Here is a 15470-nt window from a genome sequence, read left to right on the forward strand (position 1 = left end):
AAAAAACTTTCGAAATGTTTAAATAATTTAAGGTAAGAGGTTCCCTTTTAAATTACTTTCAATAAAAACGGATAATTATATAAGGTAGATGATAATTTTTTATTACATTTAATTAAGTAAAGCATCAATAGAAAAGAGGTTATACCAAGAAGTCAAACCGACTTCATTGATATAACCCCCTTAAGACTAATAACTATAATCGCTTCATGTTTAGAACCCTTTACTAGCGCACCACTTGTACTTATAAGAAAACAACAATTCATTCTCACTCATTCATGCTCATTATTTTGTTCATATTTTTCATTCAGACGATACTTTCTTGGGGTTACCCCCGTTTGTTCTTTGAAAATTCTGCTAAAATAATTAGCTTGACTAAATCCCGTTTGTTCAGCAATTTCTTGTATCGATAGAGTTGTCTCTAACAATAGTCGTTTCGCCTCGCGAATTCGGATGCTCGTTAACTGCTGACGAAAGGACACGTTTAGTTTTTTAGCCAGTAGATGACTAAAGTATGTGGGGCTTCTTTCAATATACTCAGCAACTGTTTGCAGACTTAACGTTGAATCATAATAGTTCAATTCCATATACGATAGCGCTTGCTCCACAACATCCAACCGAGATTGTTCTTTTTGTAGTTTTACCCCATCTAAAATATCATAAGTAAATAACAATAACTCCTGGACGATCCGGTAAAGAACAGGATTATTTAATATTGTTGAAAATACTTGGTGATACGATGCTTCAAATCGCTTTTCATTAAGATAATACGTCTGCATATATCGCCGTATTTGTGCTAATATGCTAGTTAGTCGAGTTCGTAATAACCCGGGTTGAGGATAAGGTTCTTCTAAGTGAAGAAACTGCTTATACATCCAAGCTTTAATACCACGTTTATCTGCTTGGTTTAACATTTCAATCCATTCTCGCTGTTCTACTGGGGTTAAAAATGGATCGAAAGGTACCCAATGTAAATCTTTTTTAAACAAGATAATTTGTCGGTAACCTTTAAAAAAAGTTAGTTCCAAAGCTTGCTTTGCTTGCGTATATTTTGTGTGAATCGTTTGTTCTTCATCATTGTCCCCTTCATGAATGACGATCGCGAGTGGCTCATTATATACCTCTTCCCACGATTTTAATATACGATAACCCTCTTTTTGTAAATCACTGCCTTTTTCGAAAACGGTTACGATCAGGTCACTTAAAGGAAATAAAACAGGCTGGTTTCGAAACTTAAACTCAGTTAGAAAACCCCTCAATTCCTTAAGCTGATTCCGATTTTCTGTCTGTAACACCATCAGTTGAAAATCTATCCCTTTTGTTTCATTTTCAAGGAAAAGAGAATGATAAGATAGCTTTGAGACAGAAACTCGCTCCCTATGTTGAAATGGTGGTACAGTCTGTATTTCAGCACTCAGACAATGTTGCAATGTTTTTTTTATTTCATTTGGAGATGTAGGTTTGACCCACAAATCTACTGCTTGAATTTCAATGGCTTGCATGGCTCTGTCAAACGTCGCTTCGGCAGTTATTAAAACCGTTTGCTTCACATAATTCTTAACAGTACTTTTAAATATGCCCCACTTTTCTTTTGGGATCATATCTAATTCCATACAAACAATGTCGGGAACGTTATTTTCAATCAACTGAATAGTTTTATCGAAAGTGTCGGTCAAAAAAACTTCCTCAAAAGGTAGGGAATAAGATGATACTAGCCAGTTAATACCTATTCTTTCATTTTCATCCCTTTCAGCAATCAGTAGTTTTGCCATAATTGAACTCCTCGTTATCTACAACAAATTTTTTATTCATTCCCACTCGTAGCTTATTGACATTAGTATACCATTATCAGTCAATCAGCTCTCTATTTATTCTAAGAGCTGCAAATCAACTTTCCTCATAACATAAAGCTAAAGAGAGCTTATCGATAATAAGTATAAAAAAAGTGCTAAGCCCTTTAGATGACAACACCACAATTCGTTAAGTGATGTTGTCATCATCTAAAAAAGCCTAGACACCTTAATTTCATTTATTAATTATCTTCATCATATATCTTCAATAATGTTTGAACTGCTAGTGTTGGTGATGTTTCACCATTTATAAGTAACTTTTCGATTAATGGAAAGTTTTCTTTTACTTTATCATTTTGATAGAAACGTGTTTTTAATTGGTCCTCAATTAACGTTCGTACCCAGTCTAACATTTGCTGCTTTCGGCGCTCATCAAACACACCTGAAGTTTTGGTATCTTGTTCGTATTGTCTAATAACTTTCCAAATGTTAGGAACACCTTCACCTGTTAAAGCAGAGACTGTATATGCTTTCGTTTCCCAGCCTTTTGTAGCTGGCTGGAGAAAATGTAATAACCGATTGTATTCTGCTCTTGCATTTAATGCAGCTTGCTTATTATGGCCATCGGCTTTATTAATGAAAATCGCATCAGCAATTTCCATAACCCCTTTTTTCATGCCTTGCAGTTCATCACCAGCACCTGTCAGCATAATGACAAGAAAGAAGTCCACCATTGAACGAACGGTTATTTCACTTTGTCCGACTCCAACAGTTTCGACGATCATCACATCGTAGCCCGCAGCTTCACAAATTAGTAAAGTCTCACGGCTTTTTCTAGCTACCCCGCCTAATGTTCCCCCAGCTGGAGATGGTCGAACGTAAGCATTTTTATGCCTTGAGAGATTTTCCATTCTCGTTTTATCACCTAAAATACTCCCTTTGGACAAACTGCTTGATGGATCTACTGCAAGTACCGCCACTTTATGCCCTTGGTCACATAGCATCGTACCAAATGCCTCAATAAGTGTACTTTTCCCCGCACCTGGTACACCCGTAAATCCAATTCGAATTGAATTTCCTGTGTAAGGCATTAATTTTTTTAACACTTCTTGACCGAGTTGAATATGCTTTTGCGAATTACTTTCCACTAACGTAATCGCTTGAGCAATAATCGCACGATTGCCTTCTAGAACCCCAGCAACATAATCATCGACTGAAAGCTGACGGCGACGTGGGAACTTGTTCCCCGTCACCGCCTTTTTTTCATTGCTCATCCCGTCATGTCCACCTTCAGTTCCTTTAAGGTAATGACTGGCATAGCCTTCAGCTTGATCCATTGCCCATTCTGGTCTTGATTTTTTCTTACTCATCGTTATCCTCGTAACCAAGTCTACGATTGACTTCTACTAATACTTTTTCAGCTGCAACAGGGATAACTGTACCAGGACCAAAAATAGCTGCTGCTCCTTTTTCTTTTAAGTAATCGTAATCTTGTGCTGGAATAACCCCACCAATAACGACAGCAATATCGCCACGGCCAAGACGTTCTAATTCAGCAACAACTTGAGGAAGAAGTGTTTTATGACCAGCTGCTAGTGAACTTACCCCTAACACATGAACATCATTTTCAACGGCTTGTAATGCGGCTTCTTCTGGAGTTTGGAAAAGAGGACCGATATCAACATCAAACCCTAAATCAGCAAATGCGGTAGAAATCACTTTTGCTCCACGGTCATGACCGTCTTGCCCCATTTTTGCAATCATAATTCGCGGTCTACGTCCTTCACGCTCTTCAAAAACGTCGGTCATGTCACGAACTACCTTCACTTGTTCTGCATCACCAAACTCTGAACTATACACTCCACTAATCGATCTAATCACCGCCTTATGTCTTCCTGCTACTTTTTCAATCGCATCAGAAATTTCACCTAAGCTAGCACGTACTCGAGCGGCTTCAACAGAAAGCTCAAGTAAGTTTCCATTTCCAGTTTCAGCTGCTTTCGTAATCGCATTTAACGCAGCATCAACTTTAGCTTGGTCACGTTCAGCTCTTAATTTTTCAAGCCTGCGAATCTGCGCTTCTCTAACTGCAGTGTTATCAATATCAAGAATCTCAATCGGATCTTCTTTTTCTAAACGATATTTGTTTACACCAATGATTGATTCTTTTCCAGAGTCGATATGCGCTTGGCGTCTTGCTGCTGCTTCTTCAATCCGCATTTTCGGAAGACCTGTTTCAATCGCTTTTGACATACCACCGAGTTCTTCAATTTCTTCAATATGAGCCCATGCTTTTTGCACGAGTTCTGCGGTTAATGACTCAACGTAATACGAACCACCCCAAGGATCTAGCACATTACAAATGCCTGTTTCATCTTGAAGATAAAGCTGCGTGTTGCGAGCAATTCTCGCTGAGAAATCTGTAGGTAAGGCGATCGCTTCATCTAATGCGTTCGTATGCAATGACTGAGTGTGACCGAGTGCCGCTGCCATTGCCTCAATACATGTACGTGTCACGTTATTAAAAGGATCTTGCTCGGTTAAGCTCCAACCAGAGGTTTGAGAATGTGTTCTGAGAGCTAAAGATTTGTCATTTTTCGGGTTAAACTGTTTCATTAGCTTTGCCCAGATGAGACGACCTGCACGCATTTTCGCAACTTCCATGTAATAGTTCATTCCAATTGCCCAGAAGAACGATAAACGTGGGGCGAATTTATCGATATCAATACCTGCTTTTAAACCGGTCTTAACATACTCTAAGCCATCTGCTAAAGTATAGCCTAATTCGATATCCGCCGTTGCACCCGCTTCTTGCATATGATAACCAGAAATACTAATACTATTAAACTTTGGCATATACTTGGACGTGTACTCAAAAATATCTGCGATGATCTTCATTGACATTTCAGGGCCATAAATATACGTATTACGAACCATATATTCTTTTAAAATATCATTTTGGATCGTGCCTGAAAGAAGCTCTTGCGCTACCCCTTGTTCTTCAGCCGCTACGATATAAAAAGCCATGACTGGAAGAACGGCGCCGTTCATCGTCATCGATACAGACATTTGATCAAGCGGAATACCATCAAATAAAATTTTCATATCTAAGATAGAATCTACAGCAACCCCTGCTTTACCAACGTCCCCTACTACTCTTGGGTGATCAGAATCATAACCACGGTGAGTTGCTAAATCAAATGCGATCGATAACCCCTTTTGTCCTGCCGCTAAATTACGTCTGTAAAAAGCATTACTTTCTTCAGCGGTTGAAAATCCAGCATATTGACGAACTGTCCATGGTCGTGCTTTATACATTGCTGGATATGGCCCACGGAAAAACGGCGCAATCCCTGCTACATAATCAAGATGCTTCATTCCTTCCGTATCTGCTTTCGTATAGAGCGGTTTTACATCGATTTTTTCTGTTGTATGAAACATTAATTCTTCTAATGAAGCTCCAGTCGTTTGCTCAGCTTGCTGACGCCAGTTGTCTAAATTAGAGGAAGGTTTTTCTGCTGTATAAGGAATACTCGTGAAATCCGGCTTCGTCATTATTTAACAACTCCTTTCTCGACTTGAAGCTTCCTTAAAACTTCATAACAGTTAGAACGAATATGAACGAAATCATCAACCCCAGCATTACGATAGTTTGCTTCATCTTCCTCAGCTGGTTTTCCAGCAATCATTACGGTAATCTCTTCGTTTGTTTGTTTGATCGTTTTAATAATTTCTGTGGCTTGCTCTTGGTAGCTTTCGTCTTTCCCACAAATCACAACAACATTTGCTTTTGAATCGATTGCTGCCTGAGCCGCTTCAGAACTCGTCATATACCCATTATTTCGTATTACTTCAAATCCACCAATTTCAAAGAAACCTGCGGTAAAATCTGCACGAGCTTTATGACTAGGAATAGGTCCAAGGTTTGCTAAAAACACTTTCACTGTCTCTCCTTGTTCTTTAGCATACGCTTCATTTGCTTGGCGAAGTTCTTCAAATTTTTCTGCCCCTCTACTACGGACGATTGGTTCTATTGTCAATGTACTTTCAGTTCGCCCTAAACCGCTAGCAAGGTCAGCAACCGAAGCACCGTTCATTGCAAACCGAAGTGCTTGTTCCACAATGTTTGCCTTATTTGTAAACTGAATAGTTGTAGCTGTTAATTTCAATTTCTCAGAGACATATTGTTCAATGTAATTAGAATCATCTTCTGAAACAACTTCAATTGGTTTTTCAGTTGTATTCGCATACATATTCGTACCGACAAAGATATCTTTCCGTTGTTCTATATTTCTCAATCGACTTTCTTTCGTAGCAGCCACTTTTTGTTGCGGTATTCCTGCTTTTAGTGCTGCTATAATTCCACCCTTTGCTTCGACCTGTTGGAACAGTGTCCAAGCTTTCTCCGATAGCTCATTCGTTAATACTTCAATATACCAAGAGCCACCAGCTGGATCGACTGTTTTTCCAATATGAGATTCTTCCTGTAAAATGATCGAAATGTTACGGGCAATTCTTCTAGAAAAAGCGGTTGACTTTTGAATCGGCTCATCAAAAGGGCTTACATGGATGCTATTGGCTCCTCCGACTGCTGCTGCAAATGCCTCAGAAGTGCTTCTTAACATATTCACATAAGGATCATACTTTGTTTTTGTCCATGAGGAAGTTCTAGCATGAATATATAACGTTCCATCACTTTCTTCTCCACCGAAAGCGGTAACAATTTTAGACCACAGAACACGTGCCGCACGAATTTTACTCATTTCCATAAAGTAATCTGCCCCAACTGAGAAAACGAAACGAATCGATTTCGCTGCATCTTTAATAGAAATCCCACGAGACGTTAGCGCCTGCAAATACTCTACTCCTGTAGCTAATGAAAACGCTAATTCTTCAACAGCACTACTTCCCCCATTATGGTAAGGTGTTCCTTCAACAAGGACAGTTTGAAGAGAAGGGGCGTTATCCGTTGACCATTTAACGAGATCAGCCATGCAGTTATAACATTCTTCTAATGAATACTCGATTGTCCCCTTTTCAACCAATTGACCGAGGGGATCCATCCCAATTACACCAGAAAGCTGCGAAGCTTTGATATTATTCTTTTGAAGAGCACCTAACACCATTGTGAATATTGGAACGGCATTAGCTCCTGTGTGAATATGAACAGGAATGCTTGCTAAATTAATGTCTTCAATTGCTGCTTGCATATCTTCTACAGTCGTGACATTTAATCCGGTTTGACCAACTAAGCTTTTGCCCTCTTCAATTCCTATCCCTCTTTTAGTCACCTCATCTAAAACGATATTAAGTCCAGTTTGACCACGAGATAAGTCATGTTTTGCGACAAGGTTAAACTGCTTAGGTGTTGCGACTGCAATCTCTTGACTAATTTCCCATGCTTTTTCTTTCGTAGGAACAGCCCCTGCACCTCTTAAGAATGGACGTTGACCAGGAAGCGAATCAATTAATGATAAACCCTCAGTATCTTTTTGCTGGTACATTGGTTGTAAGGAGATACCTTCATACGTTTTCGTAACTAGTTTTTTTTCAAAAGAAGCACCTTTTAATGACTTTTCCGTTACTTCACGCCATTGTTCGTACGACGGAATCGGAAATTCCCAAAATGGTTCTAACGCTTTTTTATCATCCATAATAGTTGCGGTAAGCACTCATATGAATACTTACCGCTCTCTCCCTTCTTTATAAAATCTTATCAATGATTTACTCCGTCCGACCAAAATCGGCTCTCTCCACTCTTTTTATCTATTTATTAACGAACTTTTACAGGATCCCTCTCCTACCCCATCTTTATCTTGTTTAACTACGCTAAGACTCCTACTCCACGGCTTTAGAGAAAACAATGAAGTTTAGGTAGGAAATAAGCGCTAGTACAACCCGAGGTTCAACTAACACTCAGTGGAAAATGAAGGTATCCACTAAGTGAAGTTTCACTTTATAGCGGGATGTTTCCGTGTTTCTTTTTCGGCAGTGATTTCTTTTTATTTTTCAACATATCTAAAGCACTAGCTAAGCTCTTTCTTGTATCACGAGGATCGATAACGTCATCGACGATGCCGTTAGCTGCTGCAACATATGGATTAGCAAAACGTTCACGGTATTCTTGAATTTTTGCAGCTCTTGTTGCCTCTGGGTTATCACTTTCACGAATTTCTTTTGCGAAAATAATGTTCGCTGCCCCTTCTGGCCCCATGACCGCGATTTCCGCATTTGGCCAAGCAAATACTAAATCTGCACCAATGGCTTTACTGTTTAAGGCAACATACGCACCACCAAAGGCTTTACGAAGGATAACAGTAATCTTCGGAACGGTTGCTTCAGAGTAGGCATATAAAATTTTTGCTCCGTGACGAATGATTCCACCATGTTCTTGTTGTACACCTGGGATAAACCCACTAACATCTTCAAATGTAATGATCGGTATATTAAAGCAATCACAGAAACGAATAAAGCGTGCACATTTATCAGAAGAGTCAATATCAAGCCCACCAGCCATCATTTTAGGATTATTCGCTACAATCCCTACGGTTTCACCGTTAATACGACCAAATCCATTCACAATATTCTTAGCAAATTTCGGCTGCACCTCCATGAACTCACCGTCATCTAGAATTAAGTTAATGACTTTTCGTACATCGTATACTTTCGTTCCATCTACAGGAACCACGTCAAGTAATTCATCAATACGCTCGTCTAATGGCTTTTTCTCATTTGGCTCTACAACTGGAGGTTTTTGCTCATTATTAGGCGGTAAGTAACTAATTAATTTACGTACTTCATTTAATACTTCTTCTTCTGAAGAAGCGGTAAAGTGAGCATTACCACTTACTGAAGAATGGACACGTGCACCACCTAAATCTTCAGCATTAATTTTGGCACCTGTTACACTTTCGATCACTTTTGGACCCGTTATAAACATTTGACTTGTTTTTTCTACCATGAACACAAAGTCTGTGATTGCTGGCGAGTATACGGCTCCTCCAGCACATGGTCCCATAATGACTGAAATTTGTGGAATTACCCCTGAGTAAATCGAGTTACGGTAAAAAATATGACCATAACCGTCCAGCGAAAGCACACCTTCTTGAATACGTGCACCACCTGAGTCATTTAAACCAATGAATGGCGCACCGTTTTCGGCAGCTAAGTCCATGACTTTTGCAATTTTCTGAGCATGCATTTCACCTAATGCCCCACCAAATACAGTGAAATCTTGTGCGAAAAGAAAAATCAGGCGCCCATCCACTTTTCCGTAACCAGTCACAACACCCTCACCAGGTGCTTCAACCATTCCAAATTCAAGACTACGAGTTTCAGTGAAAGGATTGATCTCTACAAACGTTCCTTCATCCACAAGGAGGTCGATGCGCTCACGAGCTGTTAACTTACCTTTGGCGTGTTGAGCATCAATACGATCTTCGCCACCACCAAGCTTGACTTTCTCACGACGATCTTCCATAATTTCAATTTTATCAAACATGTCCATCATCTATTCCTCCATTCTGTTCGGTATATATCTTTTGCAAACTAAGCTTGTTTTACGAGGAATAAAGGTTGACCGTACTCTACTAATTGACCGTTTTCTACTAATACTTCAACAATTTCACCAGTAACCTCTGCTTCTAGCTCATTCATTAATTTCATCGCTTCAACGATACAAACAACACTATCTGTAGTTACACTATCACCAGCTTTTACATATGGGTCTGCATCTGGTGATGGAGCAGCATAAAACGTTCCTACCATTGGTGATACAATCTTATGAAGATTCGCATCATCTACAGCTGGTGTCGCTACTTCTGGTTGTTTTTCTTCCTTCACTGGCGTTTCTGCTACAGGAGCTGGTGCTGGTGCAGCAACTGGCGCTGGAGTTGGTGCTGGTGCAGATTCTAGTGCTGTTACATATTCTGTTGCACTTCCACGTTTAATCGTAACTTCTTGTTTATTTTCTCCTTTAATCGTAAGTTCTGTAATAGATGAGCGATCCACTGCACGGATAAGTTCTTTAAGATCAGTAATTTTTAACATGTAAAACACTCCTTAAGTTTTGGTTTGATTTTTTAGGAAAAAGCGTTGATATTCTTGTTTCTCAAGCGCTTCTTTTGTTAAGATCGAATGCATGACAAAGTCTGCATAAATTGTTGCTATTTCTTCTATTGAATATCGTCCATTCGATTTATACCATTTGTACGTCCAGTTAATCATTCCAAAAATCCCCATTGATGTAATCGGTACGGGTAGTTCTGGACGAAACTCGCCTTGATCAATTCCTTCTTGAACGACTTTAAACATCATTTCTTTATAGCGATCGCGTTTATGTTTAATCGATTGGAAATAATCTGCTGATAAATATAAGCTCTCTTGATAAAAAACAGTAACGTGTGGCCGGTACATATCAAACATCATTACAAACGATCTGACTGTTTCATATAAAATTTCTGCTGGCGTATTGTAGGTTTGATAAGCTTCTTCTGCTTTATCAAGTACATACGTTATAAACGAATCATGGATCGTATAAAGGAGTTCATCCTTTGATTTAAAATTGTGATAGAAACCACCTTTTGATGTACCACTTGCTTTTGCAATTTTATCGACCGTTACTGCATGAAATCCATTTTCCTCAAATAAATGAAGAGCTGCTTCAGTAATTCGCTTTTTAGTCGATCGTTGTGTCATTTTAAAATTCACCTTCTTCTTCCGGACGGTCGACGTGATCCCGAGCTGTTATACTTTGTTCTTCTCTAAAAACTTCGTATTAAAGTTTCCAGAAATGAAATCTGGATGCTCTAATAGACGAAGGTGGAACGGGATTGTCGTTTCAACACCGTCAATAACGAATTCATTCAGTGCTCGTTTCATTCTTGAAATGGCTTCCGCGCGGTCTCTACCATGAACAATTAATTTTGCAATCATTGAATCGTAGAATGGTGTAATCGTATATCCTGGGTATACAGCACTATCGACACGAACACCTAATCCACCTGGAGGTAAGTACATTTCAATCGTTCCTGGTGACGGCATAAAGTTTTTGTCTGGATTTTCGGCATTAATACGGCACTCAATCGACCAACCATCGATTTGAATATCCTCTTGTGTAAATGAAAGCTTTTCACCACTCGCAACTAAAATTTGTTCCTTTATTAAGTCTATCCCTGTTACTAATTCAGATACAGGATGTTCAACTTGGATACGAGTGTTCATTTCCATGAAGTAGAATTTTTTATGTTTGTCTAATAGGAACTCAACTGTTCCAGCACCACAATAGTTAACAGCATGTGCTGCTTTTAACGCAGCTTCACCCATCTTTTGACGAAGCTCTTCATCTAGAGCTGGAGATGGAGCCTCCTCTATTAACTTTTGATGTCGACGCTGAATGGAACAATCTCGTTCTCCTAAATGAACAACATTACCAAAGCTATCACCGATAATTTGGATTTCAACGTGGCGTGGTTCTTCCACAAACTTTTCTAAATAAACACCTGGATTACCGAAAGCGGTTTCAGCTTCTTGCTGAGCCATTGATATTGCCTTTTTCAAATCATCTTCTGTCTGAGCGACACGCATTCCTTTACCGCCACCACCGGCCGTTGCTTTAACCATAACAGGAAAGCCAATGTCTCTCGCTGTAACTAGTGCATCTTCAACATTTTTGATAATTCCGTCAGTCCCGGGAACAATCGGAACACCTGCTGCTTGCATCGTGTCACGAGCTACGGCTTTTGCTCCCATTTTATTGATCGCTTCTGGTGAAGGACCGATAAAAGTAATATTATGTTCTGCACATTTTTCTGCAAAGTCAGCGTTTTCTGCTAGAAAACCATACCCTGGATGTATGGCATCAGTGCCAGTACTTACAGCAACACTCAAAAGGTTAATCATATTTAAATAACTTTTACTAGAAAGGTGCGGCCCAATGCAGTAAGCTTCATCTGCCAAATGGACGTGTAACGCTTCTTTATCTGCTTCAGAAAAAACAGCTACTGTCTCAATTCCTAATTCTCGACAAGCACGAATGACACGGACAGCGATCTCTCCACGATTGGCAATTAATACCTTTTTAAACATTCTCTCACCCTTTTTCCGTTTATGTAGATCTCTAATTCGTAATTAAGACCGACTAGTCAGTCTGTATACCTGAATTTTAAGAAAATTACCGAGTTTTGTCAAGTGTTATTAAATACATATTTTTTATTTTACCTTGAAATAGTATAAGCTATTCCTTCATTTTATGAAAAATGGTGATGACAAGTGTAGATAGAAATAGAAAAAAACTTTCCGAATGGTAGATTTTCTCGGAAAGTTTTCTTGGGTTCAATAAATATTGACCTTATATTTGTTCATCTTTTTGTAATATAGCCAATGTTAACTCAGCATCACTTGTCAATTATCTTTAATAATAAATATTTACTTCAATTTTACAAATGTATTTTCCTGTTTTTTTCATAAAGACCGTCAAAATTGAATAAATTTTAACTGTAAACCCTTTCACCATTTCCTTAAACAGCTAATACATATATATTACATACGTTTAACATCTAACTCTTGTGGTAATAAAATATATAGCCACTATTTTATTGATCACATTTATAGACTATTTCGACATATTATAATAATAATAGATAAAAATATTAGTGAAAAGATCATCAACTAATAAGCTATTAAGGGAAAGGTGATGAGAGATGGGTTATAATCCAATGAAAATGAAGAGGTTGTTAGAAGTCGATAAGTTTCTGCACTGCACCTATCAGGATGTCAAAGAAAAAATAGGTTGTGAAGATACTGCCTTAGAAATGGTATTTGAAACTTATGTGATGAAAGAAAAAATTCTCCAAAATGCTTATGTTCATTTAACGTAAAACATGAGATTAGATATAACGAACTTTATCAAGATCAATATTTTATACGGTATAAAAACAGAGTAAAGAAGCACCCTACTTCATTCAGTTAGGATGCTTCTTGTTTTTTTATATTTATTTTCCTGTTTCTGCAAAATTTTGAATTCGTTCCCCAATTTCATCACGAACTCGTTGGAAAAACGCCCACTTTTCTTCATCTGTTCCTTCCGCTTTCGCTGGATCATCAAAACCCCAGTGAACTCTTTCTTTATTAGGAGGTGTAGCTGGACATACGTCATTGGCATGACCACAAAGAGTAACAATCATATCCGCTTTATTTAAAATTTCTGGATCAATTACATCAGACGTTTGCTCTGAAATATCCACGTCGACTTCTTTCATCGCTTTTATCGCATTAGGATTGACACCATGAGCTTCAATACCAGCTGAATACACATCCCATTTGTCCCCTAAATATTTTTTTCCAAAACCTTCAGCCATCTGGCTTCTGCAAGAGTTTCCTGTGCATAGAAAATAGATAATTGGTTTGCTCATTTTTAAAATCTCCTTTTGCCTCTATTTTAAATTTAATTTATAACTTAACCTATAAAAAATAACCATAGGTACAAGCCTAGTAGTGTGATAAATAATGTAGGTATTGTAATGACAATTCCAACTTTAAAATAATATCCCCAGCTAATTTTCACTCCTTTTGTTGCTAGAACGTGAAGCCATAATAAGGTTGCTAGTGAACCAATTGGAGTAATCTTTGGCCCAAGATCTGAACCTATTACATTTGCATAAATAAGTGCTTCTCTTAATACTCCTGTCGCTTGTGTATCAGCAATCGCTAAAGCATTGATCATTACGGTTGGCATATTATTCATAAACGATGAAAGGATAGCAGCAATAAATCCCATCGACATAGTTGCTGCAAACAAACCTTGATCCGCTGTGGCATCTAATACTTGAGCTAATACATCTGTTAAGCCAACATTTCGCAAGCTATAAACGACGACGTACATTCCAATTGAGAACACAACAATCGTCCACGGTGCCCCTTTCATAACTGAAGTGGTATTTACAGCTGGACTCCTTCTAGCCATTAGTAAGAAGAAAATCGCAATAACACCAGCAATAAATGAAACTGGGAAGTGCTCCACTTCTCCTGAAACAGGATTGGTCCATGAAATAAATTCACTTACAAAGTATCCAACAAGAAGCAGGCCTAATACGAACCATGATAACCTAAACATTTTAATATCTTTAATGGCTTCATGGGGTACCTTCAATTGATCCATGTCATACTGCTTAGGAATATCTTTTCTGAAATAAAAGTATAGGACAATAATGCTTGCTACGAGTGAAAAGATATTCGGTACAATCATACGAGACGCATATTCTACAAAACCAATACCAAAAAAGTCAGCTGAAACAATATTCACAAGGTTACTTACAATTAAAGGTAAGCTGGTGGAGTCAGCTATAAATCCACTAGCCATGATAAATGGTAAGATCATCGCTTCTTTAAAATTCAATGCCCGCACCATCGCTAACACAATTGGTGTTAAAATAAGAGCTGCTCCATCATTGGCAAAAAGTGCAGCAACTAGTGAACCTAGTAAAGCTACATAAACAAACATACGGACGCCATTACCACCTGCAAATCTCGCCATGTGTAGCGCAGACCATTCAAAAAAGCCAATTTCATCAAGTATGAGTGAGATAATAATAATGGCGATAAATGTTAATGTCGCATTCCAAACGATCCCCGTTACGGTCAATACGTCTCCAAAATCAACGACACCGACAAGTAATGCTAACACAGCTCCAATCGAAGCCGACCAGCCAATCGATAACCCTTTTGGTTGCCAAATGACAAGTGTTAGCGTAAGTAAAAAAATCACAGTTGCAAAAATAATAGGTGTCACGTTTTCTTCTCTCCTTTAATCACATTGAATAATTCGTAAACCACACGCTTCCAATTGATCTAATTTTTCTCTTTGTGATGGAACGTGTTTCAATAAGCTTTCGATGATTGAATAATAAAGGTTAGTCTTATCTAATGAATAGAAAATCCATTGTCCTTTTCTTCGTTCTTTTACTAACCCTGCATCCCTTAGTTTGCGTATATGTTGACTAATTGATGGTTGACTCATCTCAAAGATTTCTACCATTTCACAAACACAACATTCACTTTCAAACAAAAGTGCAATCATCGTAAGTCTTGTTTTATCCCCTAGAAGCTTTAATACATTAGCTAGCTTATCAACTTCGATACCTTGAGAAATATTACTCATGAACGGTCCCCCCTTTAAATCACCTACATAGCAATAAAAAAAATGTAAAAAATAAAATATAATTTTTTTTACATTACTTATGATTGTAAATATGATCCACAACCATTATTATATAACTATATACTTATATGTCAATTTAATTATTTGTAAAGGAGATGTAAATATGTCATTAAAAATTGAAATCTTTGATCCTGCACTTTGTTGTTCTACAGGTGTTTGTGGACCGAGTGTCGACCCTGAATTAACTCGAATTGCAAAAGATATTCATACATTACAAAAAAATAATATAGATGCTGTTCGCTATAATTTATCTCAAAACGCTGAGCCTTATGTAACTACTGAGGTAATTAGCCAATTATTGGATGATGAAGGAACTGATGCATTACCAGCAACCTTAGTCAATGGAGAGTTAAAGAAAAAAGGTAGTTACCCTACAAAAACAGAATTATCGGAATGGACAGGATTATCTGTAGAAACGTTCACTTCTAAACAAAAACCATTAAAAATTGATTTAGAAATTAAATAAT

13 protein-coding genes are annotated in these 15470 nt (G+C 38.0%); 2 read left to right on the forward strand and 11 right to left on the reverse strand.

What is annotated here, in order from left to right; all coding sequences use genetic code 11:
- Nucleotides 1–269: 269 nt before the first annotated feature.
- From J0N78_RS04960 to accC, 8 genes are all read right to left on the reverse strand, one after another.
- Nucleotides 270–1769 carry a helix-turn-helix domain-containing protein gene (locus J0N78_RS04960; protein ID WP_209121923.1) on the reverse strand — a complete coding sequence of 500 codons (1500 nt, stop codon included), beginning with the start codon at nucleotides 1767–1769 and terminating at the stop codon, nucleotides 270–272.
- Nucleotides 1770–2029: 260 nt separating this feature from the next.
- Entirely contained in the window at nucleotides 2030–3157 is a 1128-nt protein-coding gene (gene meaB, locus J0N78_RS04965; protein WP_209121924.1) for a methylmalonyl Co-A mutase-associated GTPase MeaB, read from the reverse strand.
- The gene (gene scpA / locus J0N78_RS04970) at nucleotides 3150–5342 is read right to left on the reverse strand and encodes a methylmalonyl-CoA mutase (protein WP_209121925.1); all 2193 of its coding nucleotides are present in this window, start codon (nucleotides 5340–5342) and stop codon (nucleotides 3150–3152) included. Before scpA ends, meaB begins: the two co-directional genes overlap by 8 nt.
- Nucleotides 5342–7459, reverse strand: a complete 2118-nt coding sequence (locus J0N78_RS04975) for a methylmalonyl-CoA mutase family protein (protein WP_209121926.1) — start codon at nucleotides 7457–7459, stop codon at nucleotides 5342–5344. The genes scpA and J0N78_RS04975 overlap by 1 nt, the downstream gene beginning before the upstream one ends.
- A gap of 284 nt (nucleotides 7460–7743) precedes the next feature.
- Entirely contained in the window at nucleotides 7744–9294 is a 1551-nt protein-coding gene (locus tag J0N78_RS04980; protein ID WP_209121927.1) for an acyl-CoA carboxylase subunit beta, read from the reverse strand.
- 41 nt (nucleotides 9295–9335) lie between these two features.
- Nucleotides 9336–9836 (reverse strand): acetyl-CoA carboxylase biotin carboxyl carrier protein, encoded by a 501-nt coding sequence (accB, locus tag J0N78_RS04985; RefSeq protein WP_209121928.1) that lies wholly within the window; start codon nucleotides 9834–9836, stop codon nucleotides 9336–9338.
- A 12-nt stretch (nucleotides 9837–9848) separates the two neighbouring features.
- Entirely contained in the window at nucleotides 9849–10484 is a 636-nt protein-coding gene (locus J0N78_RS04990) for a TetR/AcrR family transcriptional regulator (RefSeq protein WP_209121929.1), read from the reverse strand.
- Between the two features lie 48 nt (nucleotides 10485–10532).
- Nucleotides 10533–11873: an acetyl-CoA carboxylase biotin carboxylase subunit gene (accC, locus tag J0N78_RS04995; protein ID WP_209121930.1), complete on the reverse strand. Its 1341-nt coding sequence runs from the start codon at nucleotides 11871–11873 to the stop codon at nucleotides 10533–10535.
- A gap of 614 nt (nucleotides 11874–12487) precedes the next feature.
- Here accC and J0N78_RS05000 point away from each other — a divergent pair.
- Nucleotides 12488–12664, forward strand: coding sequence for a hypothetical protein (locus tag J0N78_RS05000; protein WP_209121931.1), 177 nt, complete (start codon nucleotides 12488–12490; stop codon nucleotides 12662–12664).
- A gap of 114 nt (nucleotides 12665–12778) precedes the next feature.
- Here the strand turns inward: J0N78_RS05000 and arsC are convergent, their stop codons facing one another.
- The 3 genes from arsC to J0N78_RS05015 are packed head-to-tail and all read right to left on the reverse strand — an operon-like array spanning nucleotide 12779 to nucleotide 14943.
- The gene (gene arsC / locus J0N78_RS05005) at nucleotides 12779–13198 is read right to left on the reverse strand and encodes an arsenate reductase (thioredoxin) (RefSeq protein ID WP_209121932.1); all 420 of its coding nucleotides are present in this window, start codon (nucleotides 13196–13198) and stop codon (nucleotides 12779–12781) included.
- 44 nt (nucleotides 13199–13242) lie between these two features.
- On the reverse strand, nucleotides 13243–14574 hold the full coding sequence (locus J0N78_RS05010) for an arsenic transporter (RefSeq protein ID WP_307794902.1): 1332 nt from the start codon (nucleotides 14572–14574) through the stop codon (nucleotides 13243–13245).
- Nucleotides 14575–14589: 15 nt separating this feature from the next.
- Nucleotides 14590–14943, reverse strand: a complete 354-nt coding sequence (locus J0N78_RS05015) for an ArsR/SmtB family transcription factor (RefSeq protein ID WP_209121933.1) — start codon at nucleotides 14941–14943, stop codon at nucleotides 14590–14592.
- 163 nt (nucleotides 14944–15106) lie between these two features.
- Here J0N78_RS05015 and arsD point away from each other — a divergent pair, with 163 nt between their 5' ends.
- Complete coding sequence (gene arsD, locus J0N78_RS05020) at nucleotides 15107–15469, forward strand: arsenite efflux transporter metallochaperone ArsD (protein ID WP_209121934.1); 363 nt, start codon at nucleotides 15107–15109, stop codon at nucleotides 15467–15469.
- Nucleotide 15470 lies beyond the last annotated feature (1 nt).

The organism is Alkalihalobacillus sp. BA299 (assembly GCF_017745675.1).
Taxonomy (GTDB): Bacteria; Bacillota; Bacilli; order Bacillales; family Bacillaceae_F; genus Alkalihalobacterium.